This is a genomic window from Candidatus Sarmatiella mevalonica (genome assembly GCF_016751895.1).
In the GTDB taxonomy this organism is placed as follows: Bacteria; Pseudomonadota; Alphaproteobacteria; order Rickettsiales; family Rickettsiaceae; genus Sarmatiella; species Sarmatiella mevalonica.
Map to the genome: position 1 here is coordinate 1 of NZ_JACVVM010000017.1, position 19,225 is coordinate 19,225.

The following is a 19,225-nucleotide window of genomic DNA, read 5'->3' on the forward strand; positions in this document are numbered from 1 at the left end:
TGTTACATCTATTTTACCACCAACCTGCGCATCCTTATGGCTCACGCTAGATTCAATCCGCACGTCTTTAATGCGGATGGTTTGGGATTGCTCTTTGGTAGTAATGTTTAGTGTTGGTACAAGGCCATTTGTAGTTACGCGCATCAAGACGCTATTCGCATCTGTAGAGATGGTTGCGCTAGAATCATCGATAATCACTATATCATTCACAGATTTACGAAGTTTAAGTATACCTCCTTTAAGATTTAATAAACCAACGCTATCAATCTCGGCGTAACCTCCAGTCATATAAAGCAAGCCAGTAATCGCCGGATATCCTGTTATCACGCCACCAAACATCGTAACATTTCCTATAATTTGACTATCATCTCTAACAGCCTCAAGCTCACCTTTATTTATTGTAATTGTTGGGGTTTCGAAAGTATCTGCAAATTGCCATCTCACGTCATTGTGATTAAGATACACTGGCACATTTATGCAAATATCAGGGGCGTTTGCGGCCACCACATCTAGCTCTGTAATAGATTTTACTCCTAAAATTTTTATAACAGTTTCAACTTTAAATTCGCTATTTACTCTCTGTACATCCAACATGAGTGTTTTGTTAGCTGCGGCAAAGTATATTTGCTCAGGCAATACGGCATCTGATTTAATAGTCAATGAATCCGCTGCTATTACCTTGCTGCCCACCACACTACTTTGTGTATATAGCAGGTCTAGCACCGCTTTCCCAAGGGTAGTAGCTTGTGCGGCGGTATCTAATATAAGAGCCAGTTCTACTGGCGCATTAAACCTCGCCTGCGTTCCAATAGACATAGTAACTTGACTCAAGGCATCTAAAGAAGATTTATCACCTTCCTCACCTAGTATAACCGGGGCGGAAGCACCGCTGTCTAACGCTCTTAAGCTTAGATGCAAACCAGAACCCCCAGTAACTCTTTGAATCCTTACCTCATTAGCAGCATATACATCAATTACGCCATTCTGGCTTCCAGACCTCAAGCTCCTCATAACTCCAGGCATAACAAAATCTCTTATCGCAATTGGTTCAAAACCCTCGGCAGTCTGGTTTCTACCAATTTGCACTTTAGAGTTAGACCCGATATTAGTTAAATCTAGCTTTTCACTTTTGCCACCATAATAAAGTAGCGTTGTATTCTCTGCATTCCCCGCGACAAAAGATAATTTTTCTACACCATTCCATAGCTCAATTTGAGATCCACTAGACTTTGTTAAAATAAGCTCTTGCGCCTGATTGTTTAACAATATTAAATTTGAGTTTTCAACAGATAAAGTCTTGCCATTTATTCCAAGCGCTGCTAGTGTTACGATCGAATTATCGTTAATCCTAGAGTCAGCATTAAGAGTGAGCTCGGCATCTGGTGCATAATACTTACTTCTTTCATCAATATCTAATGCTGTAGTAATGCCAAGCGTGACGCCAGAATGTAAAGGAGTGGTGCGAGACTGAAGATGGCGCGCAATGGTGGTTGCGCTAGCGCTATTTACACCAACAATAATAAAAACTGATCCCTCTCTTAGCTTAGCTAAAGTACCAGCGTTCGTTTGAGATGAACTATCCATAACCAACTCAAGTCGTGATTTCGCTAACGTCACATTGCCCCGTACAGCGGCTGGAGTAACGCTCGTGCCCATATAAACTGCGCTAGTCATCTGAGTATTTGGGGTAATTGTGCAATTGCCGCCAACAGATCCGATCTGAAAGCTCGAGACTGGATTAGCGGCTCCAGAAACTTCGAAATCAGCTGCAAAATTCACCACGCCCTGTACTGAAACGGCAGTAGCCTCTGCATATCTATATGCATTGCTTATTGTTGTGGCAGTGCCAGCGCCACTTTCTAAGCTACCCTCTATGGTTTCTGCGGTTAGGGCGACCGTGGTAGAGCCAGCCTTGGTAACGGTTGTTCTACCAGCCCAACCGATAATTCTGGTAATTCTAGATGTACCATTTAAATTCAATCTCACGCTTGACCTAGATGCACCGTGCCGCACTGCTATTAAACCATCGCTCCACAGTTTTGTTACTGTTGCTGGCATGCTGATAATTAACTCTGAGTCATTATTCAAGCGAAGACTTGTATCGTGCGCAGAATGAATGGCGGTACTGTTAGTATCAATGCTCTGCATAGAACCTGCGAGAGTAATTTTAGTGTTTGGACCAAGTACTAAATCATTTGCATTAGTATATTTGAGTAGAGTAATAATCTGTGCGCCAATCACGCTAACATTCACATCTAGCTCACCATCTTCTGGAATCGTATCATGGTCAAGAGTAATAATGGAACTATTAAGTTTTACTGAACCCCTCACGCTAATCTTCGATTGCCCCCCACTCCATTGGGTTAGCCTGGCTACACCATAAGTGGAGATATCATTATTCACGAATTGCAGCGATGCCTTAGGCGAAGTAACGAGCTTGACATCACCAACAGCGTTTTGAGCGGTGATGGAGTTAATAACAATATTCGCATTTGGTGCGTTTTTTATTTCTAAAATCTTACCAAGAGATAAATCAAATTTAATCGACCCATTATTGCCTTGGTCCAGGGTGAGTGGTTTACTATTTAAATCCCATGCTATACTATTTCCGCCGCCAGTAATAATAACGCTACTGCCATTGCTACCACTAATAGTTATCCCATTATTCACTGCCTCCATCGCAATTGTACTCAACTGCCATTTGCCATTGCTAAATGTGAGCGTTGCTAAGTTAGCGCCACCAATAGTGAGGATTTTATCATTTGGTAACACAGTCACTCCGGCATTATTATTACCTCGAGAAGTTAGATTTAATGTTCCGCCTTCAAGACGGATATTATTTGCAAAAAGATTATCAAGAGCGGTATCTGGTAGATTAACTGTAGTTCTGGAAGTTCCATTGAGAGTGGTAGAGCCATAAAATACCACTGTCCTCGTACTACTTACGTTTTGCAGAGTTATGCTTGTAGTTCCTGAGCTTGTTAAAGCGCCACGAAATATTTTTGTGTCACCATTTGCATTAGCTTGGGTAATACTCACGCTCCCCTTTGGTCCAATATCTGTAGTGCCGTATATTAATATTTTTCCTCCACCGCCTAATTGTACGCTAAGAGTACCATTGGCAATAACATCGCTCGCAAAAAGATTATTTGCAAGCACTTCACCTCCCACCTGTATATTAAGCGCTTTGTCGACCGCAACCGTTACAATGTCTCCAACTAATCTAGCTTTACTGCTTAGAGCGCCTGTAATAGTAATATTTGAGTTTGCATTTACAGTCAGATTCTTCATAAACGCCGAACTAACAGCAGCATCTTTACCAAGTTGACCACCTAACGCTAGTTGTAGCGGACCATTAGCAATAACATCATTTCCAAAAATCGCACCCGCATCAACATTCCCATCTACTGTCACTTTAAGTGCTCCGCTGTTACTAATGTTAGTAGCGCCATTTACCAATCTAGAATCTTCATGCATAATGCCTGTGATAGTGATATCTGCATTTTCTTTGATAGCTAGATCCTGACCAAACAAATGAGCTATACTGCCAACATTTCCTATACCTTGTAAGTTGATTTTGATCGAGCCATTGGCATCGCACTTGCCAAGGAAAAGCGTACCAGAAGTTACGTCCCCATTGATATTAACGTCCAGGGTTTTGCCAGCCGCGATGGTTGTTGTGCCATGCACTATGCAGGAAGTTGATTTTGTAAGACTTCCAGTGGAAATGGTGGAGTTATCGCCTATGGTTAGGTCGTTATAAAATATCACGCCACTGCCCACACTACCCAAAGCACCCTTGATGTTGATTTTCACTCCACCATTGGCATCGCACCTGCCATTAAAAAGCGTACCAGACATCACATCACCATTGATATTAACGCTCAGGGTTTTGCCAGCAGCAATGGTTGTTGCGCCGCCTGCTATGCTGGAACCTATGTCCGCAACACTTCCAATGGAAATAGTGGTGTCACCACCTGCGCTCAGACCACTCGCAAAAATCCTGCCGTAATTACCTGCGCTACCCAAAGCGCCCTTGACGTCAACTGTTACTGTGCCTCCAGCATCACACCTGCCATTAAAAAGCGCATTAGAAGTTACGTCCCCATCTACCTTAACGCTCAGGGTTTTGCCAGCCGCGATGGTTGTGGTACCTTCTACTATGCGGGAATTTGCATTTGTAACACTGCCAATGGAAATAGTGGTTGCGCCGCCTGCACTCAGATCGCTGGCAAAAATCCTGCTGTAATTACCTGCACTACCCAAAGCACCTTCGATGTCAACTGTTACTGCGCCTCCAGCATCACACCTGCCATTAAAAAGCGCATTAGAAGTTACGTCCCCATCTACCTTAACGCTCAGGGTTTTGCCAGCCGCGATGGTTGTGGTACCTTCTACTATGCGGGAATTTACATCTTTAATACTTCCAACAGAAATAGCGAAGTTATCACCTATAACTAAATCACTTCCAAAAATCTTAGCGTATATGTTCAAACCACCTAAAGCGCCTTTTATGTCAATTTTTACTGCGCCATTAGCATCGCAGTTTGTTTTGAAAAGTGTACCAAGAATCCTCTCCCCATCGATATTAACGTTCAGGGTTTTGTCAGCTGCGATGGTTGTTGCGCCACGCACTATGTGAAATCGTACGTTGCTAACACTGCCGATAGTAACATCAAGATTCTCTTTTATATCAAGCGCCCCATCGAACAACTCGGCCTCGTTAACATGCCCTAATGTTATTGACGAAACTTGGTCGATTGTAGCATCTCCTACAATTAGTTTACCAGATGGCATAGCGATAGAGTGAGCTTTCGGGTCTGCAGGAGCAATATTTAGGCCACCACTAAATGCGCCGCCAAATAGGCCAGTGGCAGAGAGGTTTATATTAGTGGTAGGATTAAGATTAAACATAACGTTGGTAGCAGCGCCCGCAACCGCTACCGCGCCAGCTGCAATGTTATGATTCTGTACATTTAAAGTTAGAGTCGAGTTGCTTAAGTTGCTCTTAAATATCTTGCCATTTAGGTCGGTAGTTGGACTGACGGTAGCGTTTAAATATGCAGACGCCCCTGTTACAAATCCGGCGGCAGCATCTATAGCGCCGCAGTTTAAATTAAAAGCCAGAGGCTGTCCTTCAACGCCTTTTAACGCAGCAGTAATGATGCTCGTTGCGTTAGCTCCGGCACCACCGCAGGTAACGTTGAGCGTTGATGCCTTGTTAGTAACTTGCATATTACCTGCATTAATTATTTTTGCAGCTACATTACCAATATTACCTACATCAATTGTTAACACGCTATTATTCAAAGTTATATCCTGACCATTAGCATTAAGGGCGCAGGATTTTACGTCGTCAGATACTCCCGCCTTTATCGCGAGAGTAGAGTCTGTAAGCCTTATGCCATGACCATACACTACTGAAGTAGCGCCAATATTAGCAACTGTGGATTGAGCAAATACTTCGGAGTTCGTGATGGTTAAGATGCCGGTGTTATGAGTGCTGAGTAAAGGTTCGGATATCGCAGACACTATCCTCGCCTTAGCATTTTCGATTGTAATCGGCGCATTACTATGCAAAGCACTGATGGGTCCATTAAAGAAAATGCGCAAATCCCTCGTCAGAGCAGCTCCCTTAAAACTGATAGCATTCGCGTGAGTCTTGAGCTTATTACAATATAGATTCAAATTACCCGCATATACCAGCGCCTTCGCGTTTACTCCACCCTCAACATCACCCAACACAATCACCGAAGGATTCGCGCCATCATTCTGCTGCATCACAGAAGTATTAGAAGCATCTGGCGTAGTAATGCCAGCTATAGTGTTTGCAGTAATAATAGGAGCATTACCAAAAACCTGTGCAGCATTACCTGTGCTGTCAGTAATAATTAAAGATCCCCTAAGAGTAGTGGCATTTCTAACAACATTTCGATCCAGGTCTCCGTTCCCATCAATTGCATTTCGTGCAAACGATGACTCAGCTGCAATCACTACTGACGGTACGGCGCCTTGGGCTCCTGTGATCACCAACTCGCTTATACTAAGACCTTGGCGCCTATCATCATTTGCGCTATAGATTATGCTAGGGCTTGACGTTAACTCATTCATACTAATATTGCTCACCGACATATAATATTCTTTTCCTTGATTTAACACTACCATACCAGAGCCATTGATAGTTAAACACTGTGTATTGGTTTGCGTTTCTGCAAACATCGAGAATTTAGCTCCACCACTTAAAATAAGAGTGCCAGGAATGTTAAAAATACCAGCGGAGTTGTTGAGAGCATTGTCACTACCAATAGTCACGGTCGCCCCATTCACGGTCAAGGTTTTATCCGCCGAAAGTAAAGCAGAATGCATAGCGCTACCAGTAATAGCAAATGTACCGCCGGTAATGGTTGCATCATTGTTAAAAATCTTGCCAGTCTGGGCGTTCGCTCCAAAGTTCAGGACGCAGGTACTGTTGGTGATATTAGCTGCGCTATTAAAGATCTTTGCATTTAAACCTTGCGCACCAGCAGTATAAGTGAGCCTGCCGCCGCTTGACTCAAACGTGTCATAAAACACCCCGCCCCAATCTTTCGTAAGCCCTGCAACGTTTAGTGTAGCATCGCCAAGTGTAGTATTGCCTCCCACTCTTGTTTGATACGGCGCATCGCCTGTGCCGCCTTGCAAGTCAAGAGAGCCTTTAAGCAGCGTTAAATTCCCTCCTATTGTCGAAACCGCCCCAGTAAAGAGCCCAGCATCAACATTTACAGTAAGGTTATTAGTTACTTGGATAAGACTCTTATCTGATGGAGTAGATCCGTCATTTTTCGTTCCAATGATTTGAACCTCCGCATCTGCAAGAGAATTCCTAGCTACATTAACTGAATCCAGAATATAAGTTACCCTACCCTCATTACCATCCACCGCATCTGACAAACGCAAACTACCACTATTCAATGTAGTAGCGCCTATCTTAAGCGTAGCGGTTGCGTCGGGTCCTAGCTCAGTGGGTTGGATACATAAAGTTGGTTTAGCTGAAGTATTTGTAGAACCAATGATAAGACTGCCCCTTATAACCGTCTGCGTCTGATTTGCGGCAACCTTGGGTAATAAAGAAAGATCGCCCTTCGTAAGGGTAGCATTACCACTAATAAGAAGCGCATCATTGTCTGCGGGGAAAGCAATTTTTGTGCTTCGGCCTTCCATATCCACATTCCTTAAATAGGCTTGTTGAACTGTAATATTGTTACTGCCTATCTTTAAATCCGCTCTATTCTCATCCGTAGTAGCTTGAGCGCCATCTACTGTTAGTCGATCAATGCTTAAACCACTTGCAGTATTGGTAATTTCAACCGCAATACTACCAGCTGCCCCATTGGGGCGAGTTCCTTGAATTTTTGATATGGATATGGTATTATATCCTTCTGTGAAATTCAACACCAATGTATGCACGCTGCTCGCATTATCATCTACTACACCTAAATCCACCGTAGACAAGCCCCTGAAAGCATATGACTGATCTATACTAAAGCCTTTCGCGTTCACCCTATCACCGGCGCTAGCAGCGCTAGGTAATACTTGATATACAGGCGCGCGGAAATACTGATTACCATACCCTGGACGCATTTTTATCGTTTGCACATCATTGTTACGAGCAAAGCCTATCGCAGCCTTAGCGTCGCTTGCATCTAAAACAACCTTACCATCAGCATCGTATTTACCCTGCACCACACCCAGCAAAGTAGTATTGCTACTGTAAATGGCGTAATTGATAGTGCCATTAAAATTGTAACCAGATTTCGCAATTGCTCCAAGTGCCACGGATTGATTATCTAGTATTACTGTAGGCGGGGCGATGATTAACTCACCTATATTATAGCCTGGATTGGTATACCAAAAAGTAGTGAACATTGAATTTTCTACAATAGCAGATGAAAGCTGACCTGGAGTGTAGAGCTGAGTCCACGCTATCCCATACAAATCACTCATTGGCTTGTCGCGAATAATAACAGTATTCTGAGGATTAGCATTTTGAAAATTTGCGCACGCAGTGCCAACGGCGCTGCCAGACCTATAATTGACCTGCGATGGAGCGATCACAGTCCCTCGCAGCGTAGGCATCTCCGCCCCCACATCAAAAGGCGCACTCAAAGCCGAAGTAAGCAGCATCGCCTTAAGCCCAGCGCCACCAAATCCACTACCTTTTCTACTCTGTATCATTTTTTTGCTATTTTTCATAAACAATATCACGTCCTAAAACAAATAAAATTCGAACCCTCCTCTTCCAACATGTGGCAAAAATATATATTTATTTATGGTCCTATTGACATGGTGTGAAAAAATAGTATATTGAATATGCGTTTCTTAAACAAAAAACTTACTCTCATAGTTTCATAACAATTTGGCAACAACTATAGGTAGTGCAAAAGGACACAAAAACCCTAAAAGACTTATGATCATCTCTTACGAAACAAAGCTATAAATATCTAAATATCCCTAACAATAAGCCAATTAATCCATTTTTCCGACTAAAAGATAACGATATCTTAAGCTTTTATTAGAAAGCAAGGGGGTGGGAAGAAAAATATGAAATTAGATGGTTACGTCATCTAAATTAGACTGCATGTATGTCGCTAAGGTAACATTATGCATTAGCATAGCAACCGTCATAGGACCCACTCCGCCAGGCACTGGAGTGATAAAAGACGCTTTTTTGCACACACTATCAAACTCCACATCTCCCATCAACTTTCCGTCATCTGAGCGATTAATACCAACGTCAATCACCACGCAACCAGGTTTAACGTGCTGGGCTCCTATCATCCCAATCGCACCGCACGCGGCAACCAAAATATCGGCTTGCGATGTAATATCCGATAGGTTCTGAGTATGAGAATGACAAAGCGTTGGGGTAGCATTGCGCTGTAAAAAGAGATGAAATAACGGTTTGCCCACTATATTAGACCTACCTACTATCGCCACCCGCCTTGAAGCTATAGCGATATTCTGGCTCTCAATTAACTTAATCACGCCCAGTGCCGTGCATGGCACAAGCCCAGGCATACCATGATAAAGTAGCGCAGAATTAAGGTAAGAGAAGCCGTCTACGTCTTTCTTAGCGTCCACCAGAGACAATATGCTGGCATCTATGCGCGCAGGCAGTGGCATTTGAATAATTATGCCATGTATACTGCAATCTTCATTCAAACCTACTATCACCTCCTCCAACTCTCGCTGCGATACGTCGCTTACAAAGTGTAAAATTTGCACCTCTATACCACATGCCACACCCGCCCGTTCTTTGTTTTTGATATATATCTGGCTTGCATGATTTTCGCCAACAAAAACAATGGCAAGTTTGGGGTGTATGTTATGCTTCGTTTTTAACAACTCCACTTGCGCTCCTATCTGTTGCAAATATTTAGAAGCAATGGCTTTGCCGTCAATGATTTGTGCGTTCATCAAGACTCGTTTGGATTAATTAAATAGTTTAGATAATGGAATTTGTAATAGAATGACTATAAGTTTAAAAACAAAAAAATTAAATAATCGGTAGCGCTGTTTGTACTCGTCTTATGCTTTCATTTTGCGTGTTTAACACGAGGGAATTAATAATCATTCTATCACCATCTTGCGTTAGACCCTTCATTAAAGCATTGTCTGTGATGGCGGTAGATACAAATATTACATCACCAGGAACAAGATCGTAGATATTGTATTTTTTACGCTCATACTCACCATCACCAACCAGCCTACCACAAAAACTTCCGCCTATAGCTTTTATAGCTGCAGCCGATAACAAACCTTCAACCGCACCGCCGCTACCAATATACATATGATACATCCCTTGAGCCACAAGCAAGCTAGCTTCAACATCACCATCGGTAATTAATATCACATCCACCCCACAAGCACATGCCCGCTCTATTATTTGGCTATGCCTTGGCCTATCGAGTATCACTACCTTTATCTCAGCTCGCTCCTTACCCTGGGTACGCATTAAAACATTGGCCAATATACTAATATTTTGTTCAATGGAGTTATCCAAATCTATGCCATATGCCTGAGCATTTATGTGAGTGACAATTTTTTGCATATATACATCCGGCAAAGCCATCATGCAGCCCCTAGCCCCCACAGCAAGCACAGACATGGCGCCGTTTTTTGCAAAGGCTGCGTTAGTAGTGCATTCTAATGGGTCAATTGCCACATCCAGCTGCATAATTCCGCCCTCTTCAAACTTCTGCTTTTGCACGTCTGCGGCAGGATGGGCGAATTCCTGCCCTAAGTACAGCATAGGCGCCTTATCGCGCTCACCTTCGCCCGCGATAATGCGAATGTCGAATGGTAGATTGGTAAAATCATCAAAAATAGCATCAACGGCCATTTTATCAGCTAGCATCGCATCTTCTAAACCCAACACTTTGTGTACGCTCATGGCGGCTAAGCAGGTGGTGCGTACAAAAAAATCTTCTAAATTACTTACTAAATACATTACGTACCCTCTTTATTTTTAACTCTTCAACAGAATAAACTATCAACCTGCTCTATCACAAGGTTGCATATTGGTAGTTCTAGATTATACTGCTGCATAATGCTAGAGATAGCACGAGCAGCAAACACACCCTCAACCACTCCGGCTTCCTGTAGCAATTGCCGCTTATTCATTTGTGTATTCATGAGATTATAGCCAAACTTAGTATTGCGCGAGTTCGAAGAATAGCATGTTAGCACCAAATCCCCTATCGCGGTAGTATTAAGTAATGTATTTTTTTGCGCATTAAACAGCTCCATAACCTTAATAATTTCCATGAGACCATCTGAAATCAGCAAAGCCCTGGTATTCTCGCCATAACCCTTTGCATTGTATATACCACTAGCAATTGCTATAATATTTTTCATTGCCGAAACTACCTGCATTGCCGCAATATCTTGCGTTACTTCAACAGCTACATGATCTAACATTAGTAAATTAGAAATGGCGCGAGCAAAGTCTAAGTCATTTGATGCAACATTAATTTTCGTATAAACGCCCACGGCCAACTCGCGCGCAAAATTAGGGCCGGAAAGAAATCCGATGCAACCAGTGGTCATGTTAGCTAGTTTTGCAGCAAATAACCCCGTAGGATTGGTCGCAAAACCCTTCGTAGCTATCAGCACATGCGCGCCACTACATCTATGCATAATGGCTCTGGCATGGATATCTAGTGCATAAGATGGGATGGCAAGTATTAATAAATCACTCTCCTTCAAATCTAATAAATCAATATCAGAGAAGGCGTGGAGTTTGTCTGATAAGTTAATGCCAGGCAAATATTTATTATTTTCTTTAAAATGATTGATGTTATGTGCCAATTCTTGGTTTCTGCAAAAAATACCTACATCACGCTTCATTGCTATAGTATGAGCAATGCTAGTACCCCAACTTCCAGCGCCGTACACAACCACTTTCTGCAAGGGATTCTTTTGAAGTAACGACATATATTATAAATTACATTTCAGTTTATTTTTTCGCGTATTTGATTTTTACTTCACTCTCGAGTGCAGTTGGCTTCATTGCGCCTCCTTACATTTATATTTAGTATTGAGCAAACGATAATTTCATTTATTAATTTATAATATGAATAAAACTATGCGCATAAAAATGCGAAAAATTATTACTCATAAGATTACTATTGTTCTTTGCGCCGCGCTTGCCTTATGCCCATTACTAGCAAGACTGAATCCAAGCAAGTTAATATGGGCGATACTTACTTTGCTTATGATAGGTTTTGTTAGCTGTGCGCTGTATGTAAGGCGATATATAATAACAAACAGAACATTCATATTTCAGGGCAGGTTAAGTAAGCAGATTATCATAACTTTTGGCTCGATAATAGCCATCCCCACCCTCGTCATTTCATTTTTCTCACTAATGTTTTTTTATTTTGGTATACAAAACTGGTTTGATAACAAAATATTAAGAATCTTAGATGAATCCTCTTACGTTGCCCAGGCTTATATTTCGGAAAATAAGAATCAGCTAAAAGAGGCGACCTTCGCTATTGCACATAACCTTACAAACAGAGTGGCTGCTACTCTGTCTCAGGAGGAGGTAACAAAAATATTAAATACTGAGGCTGAAAATAGAGGGTTAGATGAAGTGATTTTGTTTAACCAAGACACCCAAAACATCGCTGCAAACAACAACTTCAATTTTATGTTTGCTGTGCTTAGCATCCCTCTTCACATTATGCAAAACTTAGTGATAGGAGAGATTGCCGAAATTAATAACGACCCAGAAAAACTCAAGAATATCATAAAGCTTGATTCTAGGCAAAGCATCTATCTCATTGCGAGCAAACTGATAGATAAAAAAGTCTTATACCATCTGGAAGGTACTCAAAATGCCAATGATCAATACCATATATTACACCAACACATTCTTGGCATGGAAATAAGATTTTTGGTTTCATTTATACTTGCTACATTTATCTTGCTGTCTTTAACCATAGTTTTTGGAGTAAATTTTGCCAAAGACATCATATCCCCTATAGAATCGCTAGCTATGTTAGCAAAACAGGCGGAAGAGGGAAGTTTAAACATAAAATTGCCTACGGAAAACCTCAGGGATAACGAGATTAGGGATTTAGCATTAGCTTTTAATCATATGATTAGTGAGATTAATAGAAAAAATAGAGAGTTGGTAGTGGCTCAGAGAGCACATGCCTGGAGCGATGTGGCGCAGCGCGTGGCGCATGAGGTGAAGAACCCACTTACGCCAATACATCTTTGTGCGGAGAGGTTATCTAAAAAGTTTGGCAATATGATTACAGACCCAGAACATAAAGAAATGTTCTTACGTTATACGCAAACTATCTTGCGACACACAGATGATATTAAGAAAATAGTATCTGAATTTGTGAACTTTGCGCGTATGCCAAAACCAGTGTTTGAGCAACTTGATATCGTATCATTTGTAAAATCCACAGTAGAGAGTAGAGCTTTAATCTGTGAGGATATTTATTACCAGTTTAATAGTAATATTGATACGTACATAATGCATTTTGACAACAATCAAATGCATCAAGTGTTAATAAATTTAATGAAAAATGCCGAAGAATCGTTAACTTTTGATGTTGTTATTAAGCAAAAAAAAATTATCGTTAATGTTACTAAAGATTGCAAAAACTTAATTATATCAATAGAAGATAATGGCCCTGGTTTTGATGAAAATTTCCTAGCTCAAACATCTACTACTTATGTTACAACTCGAGCAAAAGGTATGGGGTTAGGATTAGCTATAGTACGTAGAATTATAGCTGATCATAATGGCAATTTAGAATTGAATAACTCGGCGAATGGCGCTATTATATCAATTATTTTTCTCGTATAAAAAACATCACTTTAAGCATCAAACCATAGGTATCTATATTATTTTTTTTGTAGTATTTATGTCAAAATAGTATTGATTTACAAAATTAATGTGTTTAAACTCGTTAAAGGTGTACAAGTATCCTTTATTCGTAACTCTAGGATAACTAGGGGTTACGTATTCGTCAGGTGGTAGCGTGGGATTTATTAAACTCAGTCATTAAATAAAGCAAAGAGGTAGTTTTATGGTAAACGATGTGTTAGTAATAGATGATGAGATAGACATCATCAATCTAGTAACGGATATCCTAAAAGAAGAAGGATACAAAGTCAAATCCGCATTTGATAGTACTAGCGCGTTCCAAATTTTACAAGAAAAAGTACCTCAAGCTATTATCTTAGATGTCTGGCTTCAAGGCAGCGAGCTCGATGGGCTCGGTATTTTAGAGGTTATTAAACAACGCTATCCTCTTTTACCAGTTATTATGATTAGTGGCCATGGCACAATAGACACGGCCGTCTCTGCAATTAGACTCGGAGCATATGATTACATAGAAAAACCTTTTGCGCAAGATAGGTTGCTTATAGTTTTAAAAAGAGCTCTAGAATCTTTCAAATTAAAACGTGAAAATATTAATTTAAGATCAAAAGTTGTCGATAGGATTGAGTTCATAGGTAATTCTGTAGCTAGCACTAGGCTTAAAGTTGATATAGAACGTGCTGCAAAAACTTCCAGCAGGATAATGATACACGGTTTATCTGGAACAGGCAAGAAGCTAGTTGCAAAATTTTTACATAAAAAATCTAGTAGGGCCAATGGGCCTTTTATTACTTTTGACCCAACTGGCATGAGTAGTGAATTAATGTGTCAACAACTCTTTGGTTTAGGTAATCCAGAGTTGCATGGTGGTTTTGAAAGAAGCGTCAATCTATTAATGGCGGCCAATGGTGGTATATTGTATATTAGCGAAGTTGGAGGCTTAAGCACGGAAGCCCAGGCGCGTTTGTTAAAGTTTTTGCAGGATAATCAATTAATTAATCCTCAAACGGGACAGATTGTTAAGCTCGATGTACGTTTTATAGTCTCTACGAGTCAGGATCTTGAGAAGTGCATGACTGCTGGTGAATTTAAGCAGGATTTATATCATAGACTTAATATCGTGTCTATTAAAGTGCCCTCGCTATCTGAGCGCAAGGAGGATATAGATCAATTAGTGAAGTATTTTGTAAAATATTTCGTAAAATACTCTGGCTTGAGAGAGCTGAAATTTTCAAGCGAAACGATAGCTACTATGCAATCTTACCATTGGCCTAATAATATTAGACAACTGAAGAATTTAGTTGAATGGGTCTTAATAACGCATCGTGATAGTAAGGATGGCGTGGTAAAGCCTGATATGCTTTCTAATGAAGTTTTGAGCTCAGGGTCTTCTTATGGCATGAAATTGAATTTCAGCAATAAGGATCTACTGAGTCTTGCTCTCAGAGATGCCAGAGAGGAGTTTGAAGTTTGGTATCTGGATGCGCAACTAGAAAGGTTTAACTATAATATCTCTAAGGTGGCAGCGTATATCGATATGAATCGCTGCGCTTTGCATAAAAAAATCCGTAAGCTTTATCCAAAGCTCGCGGCGCTTATAATGCAGCAAGTGTCGGGCGATGAGATAAGTAATTTAAAAGCTAAGAAGAAGATGGCGCGCATGCTTGCGCGCAAATCCGTTTTGTTAGCAGAGGATGAACAAAGTATCAAAGAAGAAAGCGTAAGAAATCTTCTGACTGAGCTTTAATATACCTCTTACAAAGCTCGCGCTAAGTTCGGAGTTACGATGCCTCCTATGAAACACTGCTATTGGTGGTAACTAACAGCGTGTAACGCTAAAAGGTAAATGAAGTTGAGTGAGTGGCTCGAATCGACGGGTGTAGTTGTTATAAGTAGTAGAGCTTCGCGAGAGATGTAGCTAAACCATCATGGCTTTTGCGCAGGATGCATAAATATAAGCCGTACTACTCTTGCAGATTGGGTTATGCACCATACAAACTTCGGTAGTGTTGTTTCTTGGCAGCTAAGATAATTTGTAATCTGTCTGCTACAATCCTTATTTTACCAAGCTTTTTTAAACTGTTTAATGTAGCTCATTCTATCATTTTTAATACCGATATTCCTAAATAAATATAGACAAAGAGAAGGTATTGATATATATGAATTGTAGAAAAGGAGTTTTTTTATGAATCAAATGTAAACATTGCGGCAGTGGAAAATATGTTAAAAACGGCTTTGTAAACAAGAAGCAAAGATACGAATGCAAGGAATGCGGAAAGACATTCAGGGAAGGAGGATTATGTCTATAGAAAGAATAGAAAGGGCACCGAATCCTTTAATAATAAGATATTTACCAAGGTTTAATAGGTGCTCCAAACGGTATTCAAAGGCTATGGATATAGTATTTCATTCGTTATACCTTTTATTCAACAAACAAATTCTCTTGTCTATATTTAGTTAGGAATACCTTAATATCATCTCTCTAGGCAATTCGTCCAGTTAAAGAGTGTGATTGGTATTAAGCCTCTTGCATAACTATAGTAATTTAGGTTGAATTAGATATAATTTTTCGTTATAATGAAAGGAAAAATGACAAAAAGCTATAGCAATGATTTAAGATATCTAATTCAACTTAAATTACTATAGATCCATATTGTATCAAGCGATGGTTATTCTTAAAAAATTTTTTTCTACCTAAAAGTATATTTTATTTTGGATAGATGATATAATTTTATCATATGGTCTATTACACTACCACCTTACAACCAACCTCTTTTGGAACTCTATCGCTTTATGGTAACAGTGCTGTTGGTTGATCCGAAACTTTCATCCACTTTATTATGAGTGGCGTTTTGCGCTTTCATTTGCTATTGACCTAGCGCAAGTTTTGCAAAAAAAAGGGTTACGATGTGTTAGACTCGTTGCTTTTACTTACTTATGCAATGATTATTATGTTAAGATGAAATCCATTTCCTTTGAAAGTTCTAGTGCGCAAGAGGTGTATGATGCTGCACGAACTTCTGTCGAGTTGTTGCCTTCTCGCATAGTTTACCCTCCTTTAAATAAGCAACAACAGGATGATTTAGATAAAATATATATAGATTTTGCACATAGTGTCTCTAAAAACATTAGTGATTCAGAGCAAAAACAATCTTCCACGATACTTAGCAGTTTAGCCGATCTATCTATAGAAGGTGCTGGGGTTTTGTGTAATTTTTTTCAGGGCGTGATAGAGAAAATTGATAATTTTATGCAAAAAGCTGATAGTATCTATCCCGGTTTGTCAAGCGTGGTGACTCTTGCTACTTCTTGTTGTTTATGTGGGTTAATTGCACTTGTTACGGGGCCTGCAACCGCGCTGGCACTCAAAACCATTGTAAAACAAGCCGCGAATAGTAATACTACGGGCGCTAGGTATGCGGCTCAAAGTGCTTTATTATCAGTAGTTGAGAATGCAAAAAAAAGGAAGTATTTTCGCGAGCTTGCTGGCATGCAAAGATCAGTATCGAAATTGGCAAGGCAAATTAAATGTCATCCAGGAGAAATACTGTCACTAAAGCTTCCAAAGGAGCTATTGGAGCAAGATCCACTAAACAAAAATACTAAAAAGTGCATAGCGCAATTTGTTGCATTACAGAGAGACCAGTTGTTAACCAGAGCATCTACTTCTGCGACTCGCAGAAAGATAGTGCGGGACCGAGTAACGGAGGTGATTAATTCCACTATTTATGCAGATAATACCGCGCTTATCGATGAGTTGAAGGGGGTAATTAACACTGGAATGATTGAGCTTGCGAAGCAAGCTAGAAATAATAACCCTGTGCAGCAAGTTATTTTACAAGAAAAGATTAAAGAGGATATGCAAAAAAAATGCACTCAGGTTATGTATAACTCTGGCATTTCAGATGAGTTAAAAAGAGATTGCGCTCAAAAAGTAAAGCAAATCATAGCTAATAATCTAGCGATAGATTCGCGGAATCTCAAAAGTCTTGTGACCGCTATCCCTAGCTCAGATCTTAAGCTTATGAAGGTTAGTTATGCAATGTTAGAAAATTTGCGTAAGATAGGAAGTAATACAAAGACATTAGAGAAATAAAAGCTAAGTAAATACGGTGCGTAAGCAATTGTAAGTTGTTGATATAAGATCATATATAACGACGATACATGTCTAGCTTTAACCATAAGTAGCAAAAAGTTTAGTGATAGATGTAGAGAAGGTGTTAATTTTACTATTTTTCTGTTATTATTAATATATGGACCACCTATCAAACTTGCAGATTGTGCATAGGGGGGATTTATAATAAAAATATATTTATAGAGGTGATTATGAACAAAATTTATTCCTCATCTTCCGAGGCGCTCGAAGGATTGTTAAAAGACGGTATGACGATTATGTCCGGGGGCTTTGGTGTGTGCGGTATTGCTGAAAACTTAATACGCGTAATTTTAAAGTCTGGCGTTAAAGACCTTACCATCATTAGTAATAACTGTGGGGCTGATAGCTTAGGCCTTGGTTTATTGCTAGAAGCAAATCAGATTAAAAAAATGATTTCATCTTATGTTGGAGGTAATGAGTTGTTTGAACAAAAATACCTAGACGGCACCTTAGAGTTAGAGTTAAACCCGCAGGGCACTCTAGCAGAACGCATTAGAGCTGCTGGGGCTGGTGTCGCTGCGTTTTATACTAAAACTGGCGTTGGTACTCTAGTGGAAGAAGGCAAGGAAACTAAGATGTTTGATGGTCAAAAATATTTGATGGAAACTGCTCTATATGCTGATTTAGCCATTGTTAAAGGCTATCAGGCTGATAGATACGGCAATGTGGTTTATAGAAAGACAGCAAGAAACTTCAATCCTGTGATGGCAACTGCCGCTAAGGTTACAGTGTGTGAGGTGGAAGAAATAGTGGATAGGTTAGACCCAGACTATATACACACGCCAGGTATATATATTCACAGATTAGTAAAAGGGGAATTGTATGAAAAACCAATAGAGCATTTAACTTTTAGATAGAATACTCTCTCTTTTGCTTGTTAATGTTATGTGAATTCTTAATCTTTTGTAAATTTTTAAGCGGTGAATATTAGCGCTACTTCGCCTTTTGTTCACTGCTTGTTTATGCGTCAGCTCATAGTGCCCTACATTTTTTAAGGAAAGGCTTTACTATGAGGGTTTGAAGTAGTACATATCGTTTATTTTTTGTGACAAAAATGCATAATATACTACTTCAAGCGCCATCATCTCATATAACCGGAAATAAATCAAGAGTAAAATCTTTTGTTGCGGCAATCTTGAGTATTATTACGGGCGCTGGTATTCACCAAAAAGCGCTTGCGCTATCTCTTCCTGGTCCCGCAAAGGATAAATCTAAAACTCATAGAATTTATCGTTTATTGAAAAGCTTTACTATAGATTTTATTTCGATTGCTAAGTTAATCATCGGTTTATTCGGAATCACAAGTTGTGTTTTGGCAATGGACAGAACTAATTGGAAATTCGGAAAAACGGATATTAATACTTTATTTCTCGCGGTAGTTATAAACAATAGACCTCTTGCATAACCTATTCCGTGGGGTAATTTTGTTGTCAAACTCCTTTGCGCTCCTCATATACTAGAGTATGTTGTGGCGCTCAACATCATTTTTCCTAAAAATTCCTCCTTCATTTTTAGGTTATGCAAGAGGTCTAATATTTCCGTACCGATTATGGGACCGTTGCGAGATGAGGTAATTTTTGTTATAATAAATCTCAAAAGAACGAGGTTTTCAAATGTCTTCAGCGCATCAAATTACAATGGTAAGTTTAAATCAATTAGTTAGTCCAAAGCATCAATATCGC

10 protein-coding genes are annotated in these 19,225 nt (G+C 40.0%); 6 read left to right on the forward strand and 4 right to left on the reverse strand.

Annotation, left to right across the window (positions count from 1 at the left end):
* From Sarmat_RS02370 to Sarmat_RS02385, 4 genes are all read right to left on the reverse strand, one after another.
* Nucleotides 1–8,232: beta strand repeat-containing protein (locus tag Sarmat_RS02370; protein WP_202149247.1), on the reverse strand; the 8,232-nt coding region annotated here is incomplete at its 3' end.
* A 354-nt stretch (nucleotides 8,233–8,586) separates the two neighbouring features.
* Nucleotides 8,587–9,456 (reverse strand): bifunctional 5,10-methylenetetrahydrofolate dehydrogenase/5,10-methenyltetrahydrofolate cyclohydrolase, encoded by an 870-nt coding sequence (locus Sarmat_RS02375; RefSeq protein WP_244127103.1) that lies wholly within the window; start codon nucleotides 9,454–9,456, stop codon nucleotides 8,587–8,589.
* A gap of 79 nt (nucleotides 9,457–9,535) precedes the next feature.
* The gene (locus Sarmat_RS02380; protein ID WP_202149249.1) at nucleotides 9,536–10,489 is read right to left on the reverse strand and encodes a fructose-bisphosphatase class II; all 954 of its coding nucleotides are present in this window, start codon (nucleotides 10,487–10,489) and stop codon (nucleotides 9,536–9,538) included.
* Nucleotides 10,490–10,515: 26 nt separating this feature from the next.
* Nucleotides 10,516–11,442, reverse strand: a complete 927-nt coding sequence (locus Sarmat_RS02385; protein WP_341826599.1) for an NAD(P)H-dependent glycerol-3-phosphate dehydrogenase — start codon at nucleotides 11,440–11,442, stop codon at nucleotides 10,516–10,518.
* 172 nt (nucleotides 11,443–11,614) lie between these two features.
* On the opposite strand from Sarmat_RS02385, the gene Sarmat_RS02390 reads away from it, so the two are divergent.
* From Sarmat_RS02390 to Sarmat_RS02410, 6 genes are all read left to right on the forward strand, one after another.
* A complete protein-coding gene (locus tag Sarmat_RS02390; RefSeq protein ID WP_202149251.1) occupies nucleotides 11,615–13,369 on the forward strand; it encodes a sensor histidine kinase in 1,755 nt (584 codons plus the stop codon).
* 223 nt (nucleotides 13,370–13,592) lie between these two features.
* Nucleotides 13,593–15,134 (forward strand): sigma-54-dependent transcriptional regulator, encoded by a 1,542-nt coding sequence (locus tag Sarmat_RS02395; protein ID WP_202149252.1) that lies wholly within the window; start codon nucleotides 13,593–13,595, stop codon nucleotides 15,132–15,134.
* Nucleotides 15,135–15,576: 442 nt separating this feature from the next.
* Nucleotides 15,577–15,696 carry a transposase-like zinc-binding domain-containing protein gene (locus Sarmat_RS07530; protein ID WP_458692950.1) on the forward strand — a complete coding sequence of 40 codons (120 nt, stop codon included), beginning with the start codon at nucleotides 15,577–15,579 and terminating at the stop codon, nucleotides 15,694–15,696.
* A 503-nt stretch (nucleotides 15,697–16,199) separates the two neighbouring features.
* Nucleotides 16,200–17,483, forward strand: coding sequence for a hypothetical protein (locus Sarmat_RS02400; protein ID WP_202149253.1), 1,284 nt, complete (start codon nucleotides 16,200–16,202; stop codon nucleotides 17,481–17,483).
* Nucleotides 17,484–17,713: 230 nt separating this feature from the next.
* Nucleotides 17,714–18,400: a CoA transferase subunit A gene (locus Sarmat_RS02405; protein WP_202149254.1), complete on the forward strand. Its 687-nt coding sequence runs from the start codon at nucleotides 17,714–17,716 to the stop codon at nucleotides 18,398–18,400.
* Nucleotides 18,401–18,597: 197 nt separating this feature from the next.
* Nucleotides 18,598–18,948, forward strand: coding sequence for a hypothetical protein (locus Sarmat_RS02410; RefSeq protein ID WP_202149255.1), 351 nt, complete (start codon nucleotides 18,598–18,600; stop codon nucleotides 18,946–18,948).
* Nucleotides 18,949–19,225: the final 277 nt, after the last annotated feature.